Source organism: Micromonospora antibiotica (genome assembly GCF_017599305.1).
GTDB classification, from domain to species: Bacteria; Actinomycetota; Actinomycetes; order Mycobacteriales; family Micromonosporaceae; genus Micromonospora; species Micromonospora antibiotica.
The window spans coordinates 298,456-317,185 of sequence record NZ_JAGFWR010000003.1 but is presented as its reverse complement, the minus strand read 5'-3'; the positions used below and the strand labels follow the sequence as shown (position 1 = coordinate 317,185).

Below are 18,730 nucleotides of genomic sequence, written 5' to 3'. Positions count from 1 at the left end.
GCCGGGCCACCCCGTGTGTCGGGGCGGCCCGGCGGGCGGCGGTCACTCCAGCACGAACGTGGCGTCGGCGTTGCCGGTGGCGTCGGTGACGGTCCGCAGATAGAGCAGGCCGTTGCTGTGCCGCAGGTACTGGCCGGGGTAGTTGACCGCCTCGAACGACACCCCGGCGGCGTTGGACAGGCCGGGCCGCTGCACGAAGCTGGCGTCGGCGCGGTACGTCGACGACGCGTCGTCCCGCTCGACCCACACCTCCCAGTTGCGGTGCCGCAGGTGGTAGCCGGGGAAGTTGGTGGACTCCAGGGAGACCGTGTTGCCGCCGGCCAGGCCGGGCACCAGGCGGAACTGCGAGTCGGCGAGGTTGGTCACGTTCGCCTCCAGCCGGGCCCGGTACTCCCAGTGCCGGACGAACCGGTCGGGCTGGTTGTCCGACCGCAGCCGGACCGGGGTGACCCCGTCGGGCACCGGGATGCCGAAGTTCGGGGTGCCGTCGGCGTTCCAGTAGACCTTCTGGACGCGGGTGCGCCGGTTGGGGTCGCGCAGCGGGTCACCGCTGATGTCCCGGTAGTTGCGGTCGTGGTAGACGAGGATGTCGCTCTGCCCGTCCTCGGAGACGGTGAACGAGTTGTGCCCCGGCCCCCACTGGCCGGTCGCGGCGTTGCTGGTGAAGACCGGTTGCGGCGACTTCACCCAGGACGACGCCCGGAGCAGGTCACTGCCGGTCGACGCGGTCAGCAGGCCGAGGCAGTAGTTGGCGTCGGTGGCGCTGGCCGAGTAGGTGAGGAAGATCCGGCCGTTGCGTTGCAGCACGGTCGGCCCCTCGTTGACCTTCACCCCGCCGCGCATCTCCCACTCCAGGGTCGGCACGGCGATCCGGGTGGGGGTTCCGCTGAGCGTCCACGGGTTGGCCATCCGGGCGATGTAGAGGTTGGAGTTGGTGGCGATGCCCGGCTCGGCCTGCGCCCAGATCAGGTAGCGCACCCCGTTGGTGACGAACGTCGACGCGTCCAGCGCGAAGGTCTCCCAGGGGGTACGGATCTGCCCCTTCTCCGCCCAACTGGCGGTCAGTGGGTTCGCCCCGGTGCCCTCCAGGACGTACATCCGGATCGCCCAGACGTTGTCGGTGGCGCCGGCGGCGAAGTAGACGTACCACCGGCCGTCGATGAAGTGGATCTCCGGGGCCCAGATGTGCGCGCCCATGATCCCGCTGGTGTGCCGCCGCCAGATGACCGTCTCCGGTGCGGTGGACAGGCCCTGGAGGGTGGTGGCCCGGCGCAGCACGATCCGGTCGTACTCGGGGGCGGTGGCGGTCATGTAGTAGTAGCCGTCGGTGTGCCGCACGATGTGCGGGTCGGCGCGCTGCGCGACCAGCGGGTTGGTGACCCGGACGGCGGGGGCCGCCCCGGCCGGGGCGGCGGCGGTCAGCAGGGTGGCCAGCAGGGTCAGCACGATCAGCGCCGCCGTCCGGGCCCGGCCGGGGTGGCGGGCGGGCGGCAGGTCGGTGCGGGGTGCGGTGGCGGGCGGGTGCGGGTACGGCGGGACGGCCGACCGGGGGTGGTGTGAGGCGGACATGGGGGTGCTCCTGTCGGAGGTGGGGGATACGGCTCGCCGGCCGACCACGGGGGTGGTCGGCCGGCGAGGTGGGACGGGTCCTACGACTTGGCCAGGTCGAACTTCCGGACGGTCACCGCGCCACCGAGGGAACTGGTGGCGTAGTTGAACATGGCGAACCGGTAGCCCATGAAGAACTGCCAGGCGTTGTTGAAGGTGAGGGCGGGGCCGAGCGAGATGAAGTTGACCCCGTCGGTGCTGTAGGAGAAGCGTCCCTGCCGACCCGATCCGGGGGTGATGTCGGCGGTGGCCCGCAACCAGATCCTGCCACCGGAGATGCCGGCGCCGGCGACCTCGGTGCCGGTGTTGGTGGTGTTCCACTTGCTGTCCATGGTCAGGTTGTTGACCACGGCGACCCTGGTCGCGCCGTTGTCCCGGCGCACCCCGATCCAGGCCGACTGGTCGCGCAGCAGTGCCAGGCCGGAGCGGTCACCGTCGCGCATCGTGGAGTAGTCGAGTTCGATGGTGGCGGTCGACCGGGGCCCCTGGATCCGGTGGGTCAGGGTGTTGCGCGCCGAATACAGGTCGTTGGTCACGGTCGCGGTCTGTAGCCGCAGCCCGTTGTTGACCGACCACTTCGTGTCGTCCGGGTTGTGGTTCCACTCGTACTGCGGGCCGAGTGTGGTGCCGGCGAAGGTGTCCGTGCCGATCATGGGTTTGACCTGGCGTGGCGGCCGGGGCACGTTCGGGTACGGGTACGAGCCGCCCCAGGCGTTGTTGACCAGCTGGATCACCGGCCAGCCACTGGAGTTCCAGGTGACCGGGGCGAGCACGGGCACGCGGCCGCCGGGGTAGGCGTCCTGGAAGCCCATGTAGTACCAGTCGCCGTTCTGCGTCTGCACCAGACCACCCTGGTGCGGCACCCCGCCGCCGGAGATCGGTCCGGGCAGGTTCAGCAGCACCTGCTGCATGGTGTACGGCCCGAACGGGCTGGACGCCTTGAGGATGTACTGCCCGTTGGCCGGTCGGGTGAGGAAGATGTAGTAGCTGCCGTTGCGCTTGTAGAAGCGCGCGCCTTCCAGGGTGCCCACGCTCGACGGGGTGGTGAACACCTGCTGCGAGCGGACCTGGGTCTTCCCGTCGGCGGAGAGCTGGGCGACGCTGATGTTCGAGTTGCCGTAGGCGACGTACATGGTGTCGTCGTCGTCGACGAGTAGACCCGCGTCGTAGTAGCAGCTGTTGAGGGTGGTGTGCCGGGTCCACGGACCCTCGGCCGACGGCGCGGTGTAGATGTAGGTCTTGTTGAAGTCGATGCAACCGCCCCAGTAGAACGTCTTGTTGCTCTTGCGGTAGCCCAGGAATGACGCCCAGATCCCGTTGACGTATGCCCGGCCGCCGGACATGTCGTATTTCTGACCGAAGTCCAGCTTGGGCACCGAGTGGCCGGCGAACTCCCAGTTGACCAGGTCGTAGGAGCGCAGCACCGGAGCGCCCGGGGAGTAGTGCATGGTGGACGCCGAGTAGTAGTAGGTGTCGTCGACCCGCAGGATGTCGATGTCGGCGAAGTCCTGCCAGATCACCGGGTTGCTGAAGGTGGACGACGGCGGCCACTGTCCCGGCGGCGGCGTCGTGGGCGGCGGTGTGGTCGGCGGCGGAGTGGTGGGGGGCGGGGTCGTCGGCGGTGGGGTGGTGGGCGGTGGGGTGGTCGGCGGGGGTGTGGTGGGCGGCGGGGTGGTCGTGCCGCCCGTGCAGGTGACGCCGTTGAGGGTGAAGCTCGTCGGCTTCGGGTTGCTGCCGTTCCACGAGCCGTTGAACCCGAACGACACGTTGGCTCCGGTGGCGATGGCGCCGTTGTAGCTGACGTTGCGGGCGGTCACCTGGGCGCCGGACTGGGTGACGGTGGCGTTCCACGCCTGGGTGACCTGCTGCCCGGCCGCGTACGACCAGGTCAGGGTCCAACCGTTGATCGGGTCACCCAGGTTGGTGATGGCCACGTTCGCGCCGAAGCCACCACCCCACTCGGACGAGACGGTGTAGTCGACCGAGCAGCCGGCCGCGGCGGCCTCGGCCGGCAGGGCGACGGCTGTTCCGGCGGCGATCAGGCCGGCGGCCAGGAACACCCGGGCCGGCAACTTTCTGGTGAGTCGCATGCGCTACTCCTACTGGGGGTGGTGGGAGTCGGTGGTGGAAGGCGTCCGGCACCGGCGTGCGGGCACGCCGGTGCCGGACGGTGGGTCAGGCGACCGTGCAGGCGGTGCCGTTGAGCGTGAACGAGGACGGTCGGGCCGTGTTGCCGGTGTGCTCGGCCTGGAAGCCGACGTCGACCGAGGTGTTCGGCGCGATGGTGCCGTTGTAGGACACGTTGCGCGCGGTCACCGCCCCGCTCGTCGGCGTGTAGGTGGCGTTCCAGCCGCTGGTGATGGTCTGCCCACCGGGCAGGGTGAACGCCAGTGCCCAGCCGTTGACCGCCGTGCTGCTGGTGTTGGTGACGCTGATCGAGGCGGTGAGACCGGAGTTCCAGGCGTTGACCGTGTACGCGACCCGGCAACCCGCCGAGGGCGGCGGGGTGGTCGGCGGCGGCGTGGTCGGCGGTGGGGTGGTGGGCGGCGGCGTGGTGGGCGGGGCGGTGGTCGGCGGGGTCGTCGGCGTGTTGCCGCCGAGGCTGCCGGGCACGGCGCGCAGGGCGTTGTACCAGGTGGTGGCCATCTTGCGGTAGCCGGTGGCGTTGGGGTGGATGCCGTCGGCCAGGTCGGCCGTGCCCACCGCGCTGAACATGTCCACCAGGTGCACCCGCTTGCCGGCGGTGACCTTGCTCTGCACGATCCCGGGGATCGCCGCGTTGAAGGTGCGCACCGCCGACTCGGTGCCGTTGCGCGGGATGATGGTGGCGACGAAGACGTCCGCGTTCGGCGCGGTGTTGGTGATCTTGTCGATCAGGGTGGAGAGCCGGGCCGGGGCGCCGGAGGCGTTGTACATGTCGTTGGTGCCGATGTGCAGCAGCACCGTACGCGGGGTGGTGTTCCGCAGCCAGTTCACCACGTTGGCGTCGATCTGGGCGATGGTCCAGCCGGAGTGGCCCTCGTGGTCGTGGTCGCCCAGGTTGGACGGACCGTTGAACATCGACCCGACGAAGTCGACCCGGTAGCCGTCGGCGACCATCCGCTGCCACAGCTCGATGCGGTAGCCGCCGGGGACGTTGAACCCGTCGGTGATCGAGTCGCCGAGGGGCATCACCCGTACCCCGCCGTTGGACTCGGCGGCGGCGGGTGCGGTCACCACGGCGCCGGTGGCGACCGCGGCCACCAGGGCCGCGGTGGCCAGGCCGAGCAGGCGCAGGCCCCGACGCATGGTGGGCAGGCGTCGGCCGGCGGGGGCGGCGTCGACGAGGTGGGATCGGTCGGACGGGGGTGGCCCGGCGTTCGGGCAGCTCGTGCCGCTCATGAAAACTCCCTGGGGTGGCGGTGCGGACGGTGCAGCACGGCGACCGTCCCGGGGGTCGCCGGCTCGTCCGGCTGGTGGACGAAGGAGTGCGTCGGCACCACCCGGACGCCGGCTCGCGGGGCGGACCGACCACCGCTTCCCGGCGGATCTGCATGGGGTGATGGGCGGACGGTGCGCCACGCGCAACGGCCAGGATCCCGGACTCGTCACTGGTCGTGGACGCCGTGAGGTGCCGCTGGCCACCGGTCGCGACGTGGACGAACCGGTGATCCACAGCCGGAGCGTGCCCTGCGCTCCCGCCGGGATGCACCATATCGTGTTATCGCTAACATCAGCAACATCGGTGAGTGACGATGCCCGGGTGAGCTGCCGACCGGACGAACCACCCTCCGGGTGCCGGGGGCGGGACGCGGCGACCGGGCTCGGGCGGGCCGACCGCCGGTCACCGCGCCGCGTGCTCGGTGCCCCCCACCAGCAGCGCGTCGAGCCAGCGCAGCTGCCGTTCGACCTGCCACGCCTCGCCACCCTCGTGGCCGTTGAACGGGTAGGTGTGCAGCTGCCGCGCCGGTGTCCCCTCCCGACCGTTCGCCGCGCCGTACTGGTTGTAGGCGGCGAAGCCGGTGCCCGGTGGGCAGACGTTGTCGCGCAGGCCGATGCCGAAGTGCGCGGGCGCGGTGGCCCGTCGGGCGAAGGTCACCCCGTCGACGTAGGACAGCGTGTGCCGGACAGCCTCCTCGACCTGCCGGTGCACCGCCAGGTACCTGGCGATCTCACCGTACGGGGCGGCGTCGGTCAGTTCGATCCCGCGCTGGACGTCGCAGAGGAACGGCGCGGTGGTCAGCAGCGCCGCGAGGTCGTCGCGCAGGCCGGCGACCGCCAGGGCCAGCCCGCCGCCCTGGCTGTTGCCGACGGCGGCGACCCGGGCCGGGTCCACCCCGGGCAGCGCGCGCAGGGCATCGACCGCCCGGACCGCGTCGGTGATCAGCCGACGGTAGTGGTAGTCGTACGGGTCGAGGATGCCCCAGGTGGCGGGCCACGGGCCACCGGGCGATCCGTGCGGGTCCGGGGTGTCGCCCGCGCCGTGCAGCCCGGACTGGCCCCGGTTGTCCATCAGCAGGTGCGCGTACCCGGCCACCGGCCAGGTCAGCCGCTCGTGCGGCAGGCCCCGGCCGCGCCCGTAACCGGCGTACTCGACCACGGCGGGCAGCGCGGCGTCGACCCCGGCCGGGCGGGTGTACCAGGCCCGCACCGGGTCACCGGCGAAACCGGCGAAGGTGACGTCCCAGGTGTCGACCAGGCGCAGGTCGGTCCGGTGCGGGCGGACGTCGACGAGCACCGGCCGGGCGGTCGCCTCGGCGAGCGTGGTACGCCAGAACGCGTCGAAGTCGGCGGGCTCGACGACAGCGGGCGTGTACCGCCGCAGGTCTTCGGTGGCAGACATGGGTTCCTCGGGTGGTCAGGGGCGGGTGGTGGCGGGTGGTGCGGTGCTCTCCCGGACGACCAGCTCGGTCACCAGGTCGATCCGGCTGGTCGCGACGGAGCCACCCCGGGCCAGCTCCAGCAGCATCTGGGTGGCGGTGCCGGCCATGTCCCGCAGCGGTTGGTGCACGGTGGTCAGCGGCGGGTCGGTCCAACCGGCCACCGGCAGGTCGTCGTACCCGATCACCGAGAGGTCGTCGGGCACCCGCAGGCCGAGCTGGCGGGCGGCCCGGAGCACGCCGATGGCCTGCAGGTCGGAGCCGGCGAAGATCGCGGTGGGCCGGTCGGGCCCGGCCAGCAGCTCCAACCCGTGGGCGTGCCCGCCGTCGACGTAGAAGCTGCCGTAGCGCACCAGGTCGACGTCCACGGCCAGCCCCAACTGGTCGTGCGCGGAGCGGAAGCCGGCGGCGCGGGCCTGGCTGCACAGCACGTCCCGGGGGCCGGAGATGACGGCGATCCGCCGGTGCCCCAACTCCATCAGGTGCCGGGTGGCCAACAGGCCGCCGTTCCAGTTGTTCGACCCGACGGTCGGCACCGACGCCGAGGTCGCGCTGTCGGTGTCGACCACCACGAACGGGATGCGGTGCTCGGCCAGCAGGAGTTGTTGGGACGGGGTCGGGTGGCAGAGCACGAAGAGCAGGCCCAGTGGTCGGCGGGCGATCAGGGCGTCCAGCCGGCGGGGCGCGGGCCGGTGCTCCCCGTCGAGCTGGGAGATGGCGATGCCGAGCCCGGCGGCGCTGGCCACCGCCTCCACCCCGCTCATGATCTCCATCGCCCAGCCGGAGTTGAACTCGTGGAAGACGAGGTCGATCTGGTCGATGCCGGGCGACTGCCGGCGGATGCGGCGGCGGTACCGGTGGCGCTCCAGGCTCTCCTCGACCCGCGCCCGGGTCTCTGCGGCGACGTCCGCACGCCCGTTGAGCACCTTCGAGACGGTCGCCACGGAGACGCCGACCTCCTCGGCGATGGTGGCGATGGTGGCCGAGGACTGTGGGGTGAGCGGGCGGGACGCGGTCATCGAAGCCTCACCAGGCACTTCCGAAAGTTTCGGAGGACTCTAGCACGTCGGCTGCGAAAGCGGGATCGGCGTCGATGGAAGATTTTGACGGGGGTGAATGCCCTTTGCGGGAAGAGCGCTCCCGGATGTCGCATTTGAGACCCTTGACAGTCTCCGGGATGCCTCCTAAGTTGCCCGAAAAAGGTAACGCGCTGTTTACGAAATTTTCGAACCCTCCGCCGGCACACCGCGTCGGTCAGTTCGGCGCGGGCGGGGGAGCGGTCGATGGTGAGAGGTGTGGCATGAGAAGTCAGGTGCCCGTCGACGACGGCCCGACGCCCCAGGACACCCAGCCGTGGCGGGATCCGCGACGCTCACCCGCGCAACGGGCCGACGCGCTGGTCCCGGTCATGTCGCTGGAGGAGAAGATCGCCCAGCTCGTCGGGGTCTGGGTCGGCGCGGAGGCATCCGGCGAGGGGGTCGCCCCGCACCAGGCCGACATGATCGACGGGGCCCCGCCGTGGAGTGACATCATCCGGTACGGGCTCGGGCAACTGACCCGACCGTTCGGCACCGCGCCGGTCGACCCCGTCGTGGGCGCCCGCTCGCTGGCCGCCTCCCAGGCGCAGATCGCCGCGGCGAGCCGGTTCGGCATCCCGGCCCAGGTGCACGAGGAGTGCCTCACCGGGTTCGCCGCCTGGCGGGCCACGGTCTATCCGACCCCGCTGGGCTGGGGCGCGTCCTTCGACCCCGCGCTGGTCGAGGAGATGGCCGGTCGGATCGGCCGGTCGATGCGGGCCGCCGGCGTCCACCAGGGACTCGCCCCGGTACTCGACGTCACCCGGGACTACCGGTGGGGACGCACCGAGGAGACCATCGGCGAGGATCCCTACCTGGTCGGGACGACCGGTGCGGCGTACGTGCGGGGCCTGGAACGGGCCGGTGTCGTCGCCACCCTCAAGCACTTCGCCGGCTACTCCGCCTCCCGGGGCGGCCGGAACCTCGCCCCGGTGTCGATGGGCCACCGGGAGCTGGCCGACGTCATCCTGCCGCCGTTCGAGATGGCGCTGCGCCTCGGCGGGGCCCGCTCGGTGATGCACTCGTACGCCGAGATCGACGGCCTGCCCGTCGCCGCCGACGAAGGGCTGCTCACCCGGCTGCTGCGCGACGAGTGGGGGTTCACCGGCACCCTCGTCGCCGACTACTTCGCGGTGCGGTTCCTGGAGACCCTGCACGGGGTGGCCGCCGACGCCGCCGACGCCGCCCGACTCGCCCTGCGCGCCGGCATCGACGTGGAACTGCCCACCGTGGACGCCTTCGGCGAACCGCTGGTGGCGGCGGTGCGGGCCGGCGAGATCGACGAGGCGCTGATCGACCGCGCGCTGCGCCGGGTGCTGATCCAGAAGATCGAGCTGGGGCTGCTCGACGCGGACTGGCAGGAACTGCCCGAGGACGTGGAAAACCTACGCCTCGACGACGAGACCAGCCGGGACGTCGCCGTCCGGCTGGCCCGCGAGTCGGTGGTGCTGCTGCGCAACGACGGCGTGCTGCCGCTCGCCCCCGACCGGCGGGTCGCCCTGGTCGGCCCGGTCGCCGACGACCCGATGGCCCTGCTCGGCTGCTACTCCTTCCCCAACCACGTCGGCGTCCGGCACCCCGAGCACGGGTTGGGCCTGGAGATCCCCTCGCTGCGCGACGAACTCACCCGGTTGGTTCCCGGCCTCGTGCACGAGCCGGGCTGCGCCATCACCGACGGGGACACCTCGGGCATCCCGGCGGCGGTCGCCGCCGCGGCGGCGGCCGACGTGTGCGTGCTCGCCGTCGGCGACCGCGCCGGCATGTTCGGCCGGGGCACCTCCGGGGAGGGCTGCGACGCCGACGACCTGCGGCTGCCCGGCGTCCAGGCCGACCTGGTCAGGGCCGTGCTCGACACCGGCACGCCGGTGGTCCTGGTGCTGATGACCGGCCGGCCCTACGCGCTCGGCCCCGACCACGACCGGGCCGCCGCCGTCGTCCAGGCGTTCTTCCTCGGCCAGCGCGGCGGCCAGGCGCTCGCCGAGGTGCTCACCGGCGCGGTGAACCCGTCCGGGCGGCTGCCGGTCAGCGTCCCCCGCGACGCGGGTGGCCTGCCGGGCACCTACCTGACGCCGCCGCTGGGCCGACGCTCCGAGGTCTCCTCGATCGACCCCACCCCGGCGTACCCGTTCGGCCACGGGTTGAGCTACACCACTTTCGCGTGGACCGACCCGGTGGTGCCGGGCGTCGGGCCGGTCGACGGGCCGCCGGCCTGGCCGGTCGACGGCGAGACGACGGTACGGATCACCGTGCGCAACACCGGGCACCGGGCCGGCACCGAGGTGGTCCAGCTCTACCTGCACGACCCGGTCGCGCAGACCACCCGGCCCGTGGTCCGGCTGGTCGGCTTCGCCCGGGTGCCGCTGGACCCCGGCGCGGCGGCGCACGTCAGCTTCACCGTGCCGGCCGACCTCACCTCGTTCACCGGGCGCGACGGCCGGCGCATCGTCGAACCCGGCGACGTCGAGCTGCGGTTCGGCCGCTCCAGCGGCGACACCGCGGCGACCCTGCCGCTGCGCCTGACCGGCGACGAACGTCAGGTCGGCGTCCAGCGGCACCTGCTCACGTCGGTACGGGTCGAGCCCGTCGCGACCGGCCAGCACGCCGGATAGGAGGCCGAGGATGACATCCGAGACGTTACGGCCGCCCCCGGCGACCCCGGGACAGGCGGCGGCGAACCCGGCCCCGCGACGCCGTCGCCGACGGTCCTGGCGGCGGTCCCTGCGTCGGGACTGGCAGCTCTACTCGCTGGCCGTCGTGCCGCTGCTGTTCTTCCTGGTGTTCCGCTACCTGCCGATGATCGGCAACGTGATCGCGTTCCGCCGGTTCAGCCCCGGCGGCAGCGTGTTCGGCGAATACTGGGTGGGCCTGCGGTACTTCCGGCTGTTCCTCGCCGACCCCACCTTCTGGCAGGTGTTCACCAACACCCTGGTGCTGGGCACGCTGACCCTGCTGTTCTGCTTCCCACTGCCGATCGTGCTGGCGCTGCTGCTCAACGAGGTCCGGGCCCGCCGGCTCAAGCGGTTCGTCCAGTCGGTGTCCTACCTGCCGCACTTCCTGTCCATCGTGATCGTCGCGGCGATGGTGATGCAGCTGCTGTCGATGGACGGCTCGGTCAACCAGCTGGTCCGGGGTCTCGGCGGCGAGGGCGTGCCGTTCCTGCAGCAGCCGGGCTGGTTCCGGGCCATCTACGTCTCCTCGGAGGTCTGGCAGACCGTCGGCTGGGGGACGATCCTCTATCTGGCGGCGCTCACCACCATCGACGAGAACCTCTACGAGGCGGCCCGCATCGACGGGGCCAACCGGTGGCGGCAGACCTGGCACGTCACGCTGCCCGGGATCCGGCCGACGATGGTGACCCTGCTGATCCTCAACATCGGCACCTTCATGGCCGTCGGGTTCGAGAAGATCCTGCTGCTGTACAACCCGCTGACGTACCCGACCGCCGACGTGATCTCCACGTACCTGTTCCGGTTGGGCTTCGAGTCGAGCAACTTCAGCTACGCCGCCGCCATCGGCCTGTTCGAGGCGGTGATCGGGCTGATCCTGGTCCTCGGGGCGAACACCATCTCCCGGCGTACGGTCGGGACGAGCCTGTGGTGACCGTGGCCCCCGGCACGGCCGGCCCGAAGACGACACCACCCGTGCGGGCCCGCCGGTCCCGGGGCATCCGACCCACCCGGGGTTACCGGGTGTTCCAGGCGGTCAACGGGGTCGTGCTGACCCTCGTGGTGATCGTGACGCTCTACCCGTTCGTCAACATCGTGGCCCGGTCGCTCAGCGACGAGGCGCCGATCATCGCGGGCAAGGTCAACCTCGTCCCGCAGGGCTTCAACCTCACCGCCTACCGGCTGGTGATGTCCGACCCGATGTTCTGGACCAACTACCGCAACACCGTGGTCTACACCGTCGTGGCCACCGCCATCTCGATCGTGCTGACCACCTGCTACGCGTACGTGTTGTCCAAGCACCAGCTCCGAGGGCGTGGGGTGCTCGTCGGGATCGCCGTGTTCACCATGTTCTTCTCCGGCGGGCTGATCCCCAACTACGTGCTCATCACCAGCCTGGGGATGAAGAACAGCATCTGGGCGGTGGTGCTGCCCAACGCGATCAACGTGTTCAACCTGCTGGTGATGAAGGCGTTCTTCGAGAGCCTGCCGGTCGAGTTGGAGGAGGCCGCCGCCGTCGACGGGCTCAGCACGTACGGCACCCTGCTGCGGATCGTGCTGCCGCTGTCCAAGGCGATCATCGCCACGATGCTGCTGTTCTACGCGGTGTCCTTCTGGAACTCCTGGTTCACCGCGTTCCTCTACCTGGACCAGCAGGACCTGCTCCCGGTCACGGTCTACCTGCGCAACCTCATCGCCGGGGCGACCGGGGCGCAGTCGGCCGGCGGTGTCGCCGAGTCCGACGCGGTGCAGGCGGCGGCCACCATCCAGGCCGTGACCATCGTGCTCACCACCCTGCCGATCCTCGCGGTCTACCCCTTCATCCAACGGTTCTTCGTGTCCGGCGTGATGCTCGGCGCGGTCAAGGGGTAGCCCGACCGTTCCACTCCACCGCACCCCCACACCACCCGATCGAAAGGACGAGCCATGTTCCACAGGACGTGGCGCCGCGTGGCGATAGCCACTGCCGGGCTGCTCACCCTCACCCTCGTCGGGGCCTGCTCCGATGACGCCCCGGAGGCCAAGAACCTCGACGGCAACCGGGCCGGCGCGATGGCCGACTACGGGATCGACAAGCAGTTCAAGGCCAGCGAACCGCTGTCCTTCTCCATTCTCTACAACAACCACCCGAACTATCCGCTCAAGGACGACTGGCTGTTCTGGTCGGAGCTGACCAAGCGGACCAACGTCAAGCTCGCACCGGTGGCCGTGCCGCTGAGCGACTACGAGCAGAAACGCAGCCTGCTGATCGGTGCCGGCGACGCCCCACTGATCATGCCGAAGACCTACCACCCGTCGGAGAACGCCTTCGTCTCCTCCGGCGCGATCCTGCCGGTGAGCGACTACCTGGACCTGATGCCCAACCTCAAGGACAAGATCGCCAAGTGGAACCTCCAACCGGAGTTCGACACGCTGCGACAGTCCGACGGCAAGTTCTACCTGCTGCCCGGCCTGCACGAGAAGCCGTGGGCGGAATACTCGATCGCGGTGCGCACCGACATCCTCCAGCAGCTCAACCTCCAGATCCCCAAGACCTGGGACGAGCTGTACACCGTGCTCAAGGCGATGAAGGCGCGCTACCCCGACTCGTACCCGTACTCGGACCGGTGGAGCAAGCCGAACCCGGGCGGGGAACTGCTGAGCATCGTCGGCGCCGCGCACGGCCTCCGGACCGGCTGGAGCTGGAACCCCGCCACCTGGGACCCGGCGGCGAAGAAGTTCGTCTACACCGGCGCCACCGAGCAGTACAAGCAGGTGATCGTCTACCTCAACAAGCTGGTGGCCGAGAAGCTGCTCGACCCGGAGAGCTTCACCCAGACCGATGAGCAGGCCCGGCAGAAGCTCGCCAACGGCAAGTCCTTCGTCATCGGCAGCAACGCCCAGAGCCTGGTCAACGACTACCGCCCCGACCTGGCCAAGACCCTGCCGAACGCCAAGCTGACGAAGATCCCGATGCTGGTCGGCCCGGCCGGCGAGATCAACCCGGCCAGCCGGCTGGAGAACGGCATCATGATCTCCAAGAAGGCCCGGGACAGCAAGAACTTCGTGGCGATGATGCAGTTCATCGACTGGCTGTACTACTCCGACGCCGGTCAGGAGTTCGCCAAGTGGGGCGTCGAGGGCACCACCTTCACCAAGGACGCCGGCAAGTACACCCTGAACCCCGACGTCGACATGATCGGGCTCAACCCCAAGGGCAGCAAGCACCTGCAGAAGGACTTCGGCTTCGGCAACGGGGTGTTCTCCTACGGCGGCAAGCTCGACCTGGTGCAGTCGTTCTTCTCGCCGGAGGAGATGGAGTTCCAGAAGGTGATGAACGCCCGGACGCCGCTGCCGGTGGACCCGCCGGCCCCGCTCACCGACGAGGAGCGGGAGCAGGCGTCGCTGTGGGAGACCCCGCTGAAGGACCACGTCGTGCAGAACACGCTCAAGTTCATCCTCGGCCAGCGTCCCCTCACCGAGTGGGACGCCTACGTCGGTGAGCTGAAGGCCAAGAACGCCGACCAGTACATCGGCCTGGTCAACAAGGCGCACGAGCGGTTCGAGAAGGACAACGGCTGACCGACCCGGTCCGACCCGGTCCGGCCGGGCCCTGCCACGGGCCCGGCCGGACCGGTCACCGACGCGGCGACCACCGGAGGACGACCACGATGCGGATCACCGTTCCCGCCCAGCCCGTGGGGCGGCTCACCGACGCCTGGCGGCACTGTGTCGGCACCGGGCGTTTCGAGCTGGCCCTGCGCCGCGACTACCAGGACTCGCTGGCCCTGATCCAGCAGGACATCGGCTTCCGGCACATCCGCGGGCACGGCCTGCTCAGCGACGGCGTCGGCGTCCACCGTCCCTACCAGCACGGCGGCGAACGGCGGGTGCACCACTCCTTCACGTACGTCGACCAGGTCGTCGACGCCTACCTCGGGCTGGGCATCCGACCCTTCGTGGAGTTGGGCTTCATGCCCGAGGCGCTGGCCTCCGGCGGGCAGACGGTGTTCTGGTGGCAGGGCAACGTCACCCCGCCCCGCTGCTGGTCGGAGTGGGCCGACCTGGTCCGCGCCACGGTGGCCCACCTGGTCGACCGGTACGGCCTCGACGAGGTGCGGGGCTGGCCGATCGAGGTGTGGAACGAGCCCAACCTGCCCGACTTCTGGCAGGGTGCGGACCGGCACGCCTACCACCGCCTCTACGAGGTCACCGCGCACGCGGTCAAGGAGGTCGACGCCGGGTTGCAGGTCGGCGGCCCGGCCATCTCACCCGGCGCGGACGACTGGCTGGAACCCTTCGCCGACTTCGTCGCCGCACGCGGCGTGCCTGTCGACTTCGTCAGCCGGCACGCCTACACCTCCGGTCCCGCCCAGCACGTACCCTTCGGCACCCACCAGACGCTGGCCCCGGCGTCGTCGCTGCTGGAGCAGTTCGCCGCGCCCCGGCGGCACCTGTACGGCACCGCCCTGGCGGAGCTGCCGGTGCACATCACCGAGTTCAACTCCTCCTACCGGCCGGACAACCCGATCCACGACACGGCCTTCCATGCCGCGTACCTCGCCCCGGTGCTGGCGGCCGGCGGCGACCTGGTCGACTCCTTCTCGTACTGGACGTTCAGCGACATGTTCGAGGAGACGGGGGTGCCGACCGCGTTGTTCCACGGCGGGTTCGGCCTGCTCACCCACCGGCAGATCAAGAAACCCACCTACCACCTGTACGCCTTCATGGCCCGCCTCGGCGACGAGGTGCTGGCGCGCGGTGCGGACCACCTGGTCACCCGGCATCCCGACGGCCGGGTCGCCGTGCTGGCCTGGGCGCCGGTGGACGTGACGGGCCACACGCCGGTGCCCGACCGGCACCCGCTGGCCCTGTCGGTGCCGGTGGGCCCGCCCGGTGCCTCGTCGGTGTTCCTGCTCCGCTCGTCGGTCAGCGAGGAGGCCGGTAACGCCTGGACCGCCTGGAGCGAGATGGGCCGTCCCCGGTCTCCCCGCCCCGGGCAGTTGGACAGCCTGCGGGAGGCCGCCGAGCCGACCCGCTCCCACCGGGCCCTGCCGGTCACCGCCGGCCGGGTCGACCTCGACCTCACGCTGGCCCGGCACGAGGTCACCCTGGTCGAGTTGGCGGCGGTGCGCGACGAGACCCCGCCGTGGTGGGACGAGGCCCGGCTGCTCGGCGGCCCCACCGAACGCACCCCGCCGACGGACCGGGACGAGCGGTCGTGAGCGCGCAGCCCTGGCGGGAGTTCGGCGACGGTCCACTGTCGCGGGCCGCCGCGTCGATCTACACGGTGCTCGTCGTCGGGCTGCTGCTGGCACTGGTCACCCTGCCCGGACTGGTCCCGCTGCTCCTGCTCGGCCGGGACGCCAGCAACCTGCCGCTGGTCGCGGTCTGCCTGCTCCCCGTCGGCCCGGCGGTCTCCGCCGCTCTGTACGCCCTGCACCACCAACGCCCCGACCTGACCGACCTGCACCCCGCGGCCCGGTTCTGGCAGGGCTACCGGGCCAACCTGCCGCAGGTGCTGCGGCTCTGGGTGCCGCTGCTGCTGTGGCTGACCGTCCTCGGGGTCAACCTCACCCACCTGTCCGCCGCGGGCGTCCCGGCCGGCTGGGCGGTGCCGCTGGTCGGGCTCGGCGTGCTGCTCGTGCTGATCGGCGGCAACGCCCTGGTGATCGCCTCGCTGTTCACCTTCCGCACCCGCGACGTGCTGCGGCTGGCGGTGCACTTCCTGATCCGCACCCCGGGCGTCACCGTCGGCAACCTGCTGTTGCTGGCCGCCGCCGCGGCGCTCACCGTGCTCTTCTCCGAGGCGCTGCTGGCGTTGCTGGCCGTGCTGTTCGTCGTGGCGTACCTGCGGGTCGCCACGGCGATGACCGACATCGTGCGGAAGGACTTCACCGGATGACCAGGCCCGTCACCGTCCCGGCCGCAGAGAGCGGCGCCGGGGAACCCCGGCCGCATCCCGCCTGGCTGCCGCCGCAGGCGTGGCGGCCCCTCGGCGTACGCAGGGTGCTGGTGCACGGCGACGGTCTGCTGGTCGACACGGTCTTCGCCGAGGTGGCGCAGGCCTGCGCCGCACACGGCGGACGGGTGGACCGCACCGGCACCGACGGCGCGTCGGCGGTCGACCCCGTCGACCTGGTGCTCGCCCTGCGTGACCCGGGACCGCTGCCGTCGGCGGTGCCGGCCGCCGTGACGGCGGGCCCGACCCCCGACGGGCCGCTCGGCGACGAGGGGTTCCTGCTGACCCGGGTCGACGACGTGACGGTGGTGCTGGCCGACGCCCCGGCCGGGCTGCTGTACGGGCTGTTCCACCTGGTCCGGCTCGGCGAGGCCGCGCACACCGGGGACCACCCGGCGCGGGCGCACCGACCCGCGTTGCGCCGCCGGATGCTCGACCACTGGGACAACGTGGCCGTGCACCCGGTGATGGGGCAGGTGGAACGCGGCTACGCCGGTGGCTCGATCTTCTGGCGCGACGGCGGCCCGCGCGGCGACCGGGACCGGCTGCGGGCGTACGCCCGGCTGCTCGCCGCCTGCGGCGTCAACGCGATCTCGGTGAACAACGTCAACGTGGGGCTGACCGAGGCGCGGCTGCTGACCGACCGGCTCGACGACGTGGTCGACCTCGCCGACCTGCTGCGCCCGTACGGCATCCGGGTGCACCTGTCGGTGACCTTCGCCGCTCCCGTCGTCCTCGGTGGCCTGCCCACCGCCGACCCCCTCGACGACGGGGTGCGGGACTGGTGGGAGAGCACCACCCGCCGGGTCCACGCGCGCATCCCCGACTTCGGCGGGTACGTGGTGAAGGCCGACTCGGAGGGGCAGCCCGGCCCGTTCAGCTACGGGCGTGACCACGCCGACGGGGCGAACCTGCTGGCCGCCGCGCTCGCCCCGCACGGGGCAGTGGTGCACTGGCGGGCGTTCGTCTACGACCACCGGCAGGACTGGCGGGACCGGACGACCGACCGGGCCCGCGCCGCGTACGACCACTTCGCCCCACTGGACGGGCGGTTCGCCGACAACGTCGTCCTCCAGGTGAAGTTCGGCCCGGTCGACTTCCAGCCCCGGGAGCCGGTGTCGCCGGTGATCGCGGCGATGCCCGCCACCCGGGTCGCGGTGGAGTTGCAGGTGACCCAGGAGTACACCGGCCAGCAGTGGCACGCGTGCTACCTCGCCCCCTGGTGGCACGAGGTGCTGGCCTTCCGGCCGTGGGGGCCGGCGGAGCGCAGCGTCACCGACGTGCTGGCGGACGTGCCCGGTCCCGGGCCGCACCGGGGTGGTGACCTGGTCGCCGTCGCCAACGTCGGTGACGACCCGTTCTGGTGCGGGCACCCGCTCGCCCAGGCCAACCTGTACGCCTTCGGGCGGCTGGCCTGGGATCCGGGCCTGGCGGCCGACGCGATCCTCGACGAGTGGATCGACCTGACCTTCCCGGCGTCGACGGTGGGTGACCCGGCGTTGGTCCGTGAGACGCTGCACGCGGTGCTCGACGACTCCTGGCGCACCTACGAGCGCTACACCGCCCCGTTGGGGGTCGGCTTCATGGTCAATCCGGCCGGCCACTACGGGCCGGGGGTGGACGGCTACGAGTACAGCCGGTGGGGCACCTACCACTTCGCCGACCGCGACGGCGTCGGCGTGGACCGGACCTGCGCGACCGGCACCGGTTTCGCCGGCCAGTACCCGCCGCCCTGGTCCCAGGTGTACGAGTCGCTGGAGCGGTGCCCGGACGAGCTGCTGCTCTTCTTCCACCACGTGCCCTACTCGCACGTCCTGCACAGCGGCGTCACCGTCATCCAGCACATCTACGACACGCACTTCGCCGGGGTGGCGGAGGTGGTGGCGATGCGGGACCGGTGGACCCGGCTCGCCGGGGTGATCGACCAGGCGGTGTACGACCGGGTCGTCGAGCGTTTCGACGAGCAGTTGCGCTGTGCGACCGAGTGGCGGGACCAGGTCAACACGTACTTCTTCCGCAAGTCCGGGGTGCCCGACGCCCGGGGCCGCCGCATCCACTGACCAGCGCCGCATATCCGGCCGGCGTGGGCCGACCCACCGGACGCCGGGACGTGGCACGATCACGGGGGTGAGCAGCAGATCCGCCCCCGACCAGCAGCTCCGCGACCTGGCCCGGCTGCGCCGGGTGCGGGACCGCATCGACCGGGAGTACGCCCGACCGCTGGACGTCGAGGCGCTCGCCCGGGGTGTGCACATGTCGGCCGGTCACCTGAGCCGGCAGTTCCGCCGCGCCTACGGCGAGTCACCGTACTCCTATCTGATGACCCGGCGCATCGAGCGGGCGATGGCGCTGCTGCGTCGGGGCGACCTCAGCGTCACCGAGGTCTGCTTCGCGGTCGGCTGCTCGTCGCTGGGCACCTTCAGCACCCGCTTCGCCGAGCTGGTCGGCATGCCGCCGAGCAGCTACCGGGCGTTGGCGGCGCAGGGGTCGGCCCAGTTGCCGCCGTGCCTGACCAAACAGGTGACCCGACCGGTCAGGAATCGAGAAGCACCCGCCACCATCATCACCTAGCGTGAGCGG

At 71.3% G+C, this 18,730-nt stretch carries 13 protein-coding genes; 8 read left to right on the top strand and 5 right to left on the bottom strand.

The features are described from left to right. Positions 1 to 42: 42 nt before the first annotated feature. The 5 genes from JQN83_RS09605 to JQN83_RS09585 form a co-directional block, all read right to left on the bottom strand. The gene (locus tag JQN83_RS09605; RefSeq protein WP_208566710.1) at positions 43 to 1,569 is read right to left on the bottom strand and encodes a family 43 glycosylhydrolase; all 1,527 of its coding nucleotides are present in this window, start codon (positions 1,567 to 1,569) and stop codon (positions 43 to 45) included. Between the two features lie 80 nt (positions 1,570 to 1,649). Then, on the bottom strand, positions 1,650 to 3,698 hold the full coding sequence (locus JQN83_RS09600; protein WP_208566709.1) for a family 43 glycosylhydrolase: 2,049 nt from the start codon (positions 3,696 to 3,698) through the stop codon (positions 1,650 to 1,652). A gap of 85 nt (positions 3,699 to 3,783) precedes the next feature. Next, the gene (locus tag JQN83_RS09595) at positions 3,784 to 4,896 is read right to left on the bottom strand and encodes a cellulose binding domain-containing protein (RefSeq protein ID WP_208566842.1); all 1,113 of its coding nucleotides are present in this window, start codon (positions 4,894 to 4,896) and stop codon (positions 3,784 to 3,786) included. Positions 4,897 to 5,431: 535 nt separating this feature from the next. Further along, a complete protein-coding gene (locus tag JQN83_RS09590) occupies positions 5,432 to 6,430 on the bottom strand; it encodes an acetylxylan esterase (RefSeq protein WP_208566708.1) in 999 nt (332 codons plus the stop codon). Between the two features lie 15 nt (positions 6,431 to 6,445). Further along, a complete protein-coding gene (locus JQN83_RS09585) occupies positions 6,446 to 7,486 on the bottom strand; it encodes a LacI family DNA-binding transcriptional regulator (protein WP_208566707.1) in 1,041 nt (346 codons plus the stop codon). 281 nt (positions 7,487 to 7,767) lie between these two features. Here JQN83_RS09585 and JQN83_RS09580 point away from each other — a divergent pair, with 281 nt between their 5' ends. The 8 genes from JQN83_RS09580 to JQN83_RS09545 all read left to right on the top strand — a co-directional run bounded on the left by JQN83_RS09580 (position 7,768) and on the right by JQN83_RS09545 (position 18,721). Next, positions 7,768 to 10,152 (top strand): beta-xylosidase/alpha-l-arabinosidase, encoded by a 2,385-nt coding sequence (locus tag JQN83_RS09580; protein WP_208566706.1) that lies wholly within the window; start codon positions 7,768 to 7,770, stop codon positions 10,150 to 10,152. A gap of 10 nt (positions 10,153 to 10,162) precedes the next feature. Then, positions 10,163 to 11,143, top strand: a complete 981-nt coding sequence (locus JQN83_RS09575) for an ABC transporter permease (RefSeq protein WP_244252070.1) — start codon at positions 10,163 to 10,165, stop codon at positions 11,141 to 11,143. Continuing rightward, entirely contained in the window at positions 11,140 to 12,081 is a 942-nt protein-coding gene (locus tag JQN83_RS09570) for a carbohydrate ABC transporter permease (protein ID WP_307799128.1), read from the top strand. Before JQN83_RS09575 ends, JQN83_RS09570 begins: the two co-directional genes overlap by 4 nt. A gap of 78 nt (positions 12,082 to 12,159) precedes the next feature. Next, a complete protein-coding gene (locus JQN83_RS09565) occupies positions 12,160 to 13,770 on the top strand; it encodes an ABC transporter substrate-binding protein (protein ID WP_307799126.1) in 1,611 nt (536 codons plus the stop codon). An 89-nt stretch (positions 13,771 to 13,859) separates the two neighbouring features. Continuing rightward, positions 13,860 to 15,413, top strand: a complete 1,554-nt coding sequence (locus JQN83_RS09560) for a GH39 family glycosyl hydrolase (RefSeq protein ID WP_208566704.1) — start codon at positions 13,860 to 13,862, stop codon at positions 15,411 to 15,413. Further along, positions 15,410 to 16,093 carry a DUF624 domain-containing protein gene (locus tag JQN83_RS09555; protein WP_208566703.1) on the top strand — a complete coding sequence of 228 codons (684 nt, stop codon included), beginning with the start codon at positions 15,410 to 15,412 and terminating at the stop codon, positions 16,091 to 16,093. Before JQN83_RS09560 ends, JQN83_RS09555 begins: the two co-directional genes overlap by 4 nt. Beyond that, the gene (locus JQN83_RS09550) at positions 16,090 to 18,210 is read left to right on the top strand and encodes an alpha-glucuronidase (RefSeq protein ID WP_208566702.1); all 2,121 of its coding nucleotides are present in this window, start codon (positions 16,090 to 16,092) and stop codon (positions 18,208 to 18,210) included. The genes JQN83_RS09555 and JQN83_RS09550 overlap by 4 nt, the downstream gene beginning before the upstream one ends. A 67-nt stretch (positions 18,211 to 18,277) precedes the next feature. Then, entirely contained in the window at positions 18,278 to 18,721 is a 444-nt protein-coding gene (locus JQN83_RS09545) for a helix-turn-helix transcriptional regulator (RefSeq protein ID WP_208566701.1), read from the top strand. Positions 18,722 to 18,730: the final 9 nt, after the last annotated feature.

Bases quoted from the DNA above. Each gene is read 5' to 3' on its own strand.
- JQN83_RS09560 (WP_208566704.1), top strand. From the start codon at position 13,860: ATGCGGATCACCGTTCCCGCCCAGCCCGTGGGGCGGCTCACCGACGCC.
- JQN83_RS09595 (WP_208566842.1), bottom strand. From the start codon at position 4,896: ATGCGTCGGGGCCTGCGCCTGCTCGGCCTGGCCACCGCGGCCCTGGTG.
- JQN83_RS09585 (WP_208566707.1), bottom strand. From the start codon at position 7,486: ATGACCGCGTCCCGCCCGCTCACCCCACAGTCCTCGGCCACCATCGCC.
- JQN83_RS09605 (WP_208566710.1), bottom strand. From the start codon at position 1,569: ATGTCCGCCTCACACCACCCCCGGTCGGCCGTCCCGCCGTACCCGCAC.
- JQN83_RS09600 (WP_208566709.1), bottom strand. From the start codon at position 3,698: ATGCGACTCACCAGAAAGTTGCCGGCCCGGGTGTTCCTGGCCGCCGGC.
- JQN83_RS09550 (WP_208566702.1), top strand. From the start codon at position 16,090: ATGACCAGGCCCGTCACCGTCCCGGCCGCAGAGAGCGGCGCCGGGGAA.
- JQN83_RS09575 (WP_244252070.1), top strand. From the start codon at position 10,163: ATGACATCCGAGACGTTACGGCCGCCCCCGGCGACCCCGGGACAGGCG.
- JQN83_RS09580 (WP_208566706.1), top strand. From the start codon at position 7,768: ATGAGAAGTCAGGTGCCCGTCGACGACGGCCCGACGCCCCAGGACACC.
- JQN83_RS09590 (WP_208566708.1), bottom strand. From the start codon at position 6,430: ATGTCTGCCACCGAAGACCTGCGGCGGTACACGCCCGCTGTCGTCGAG.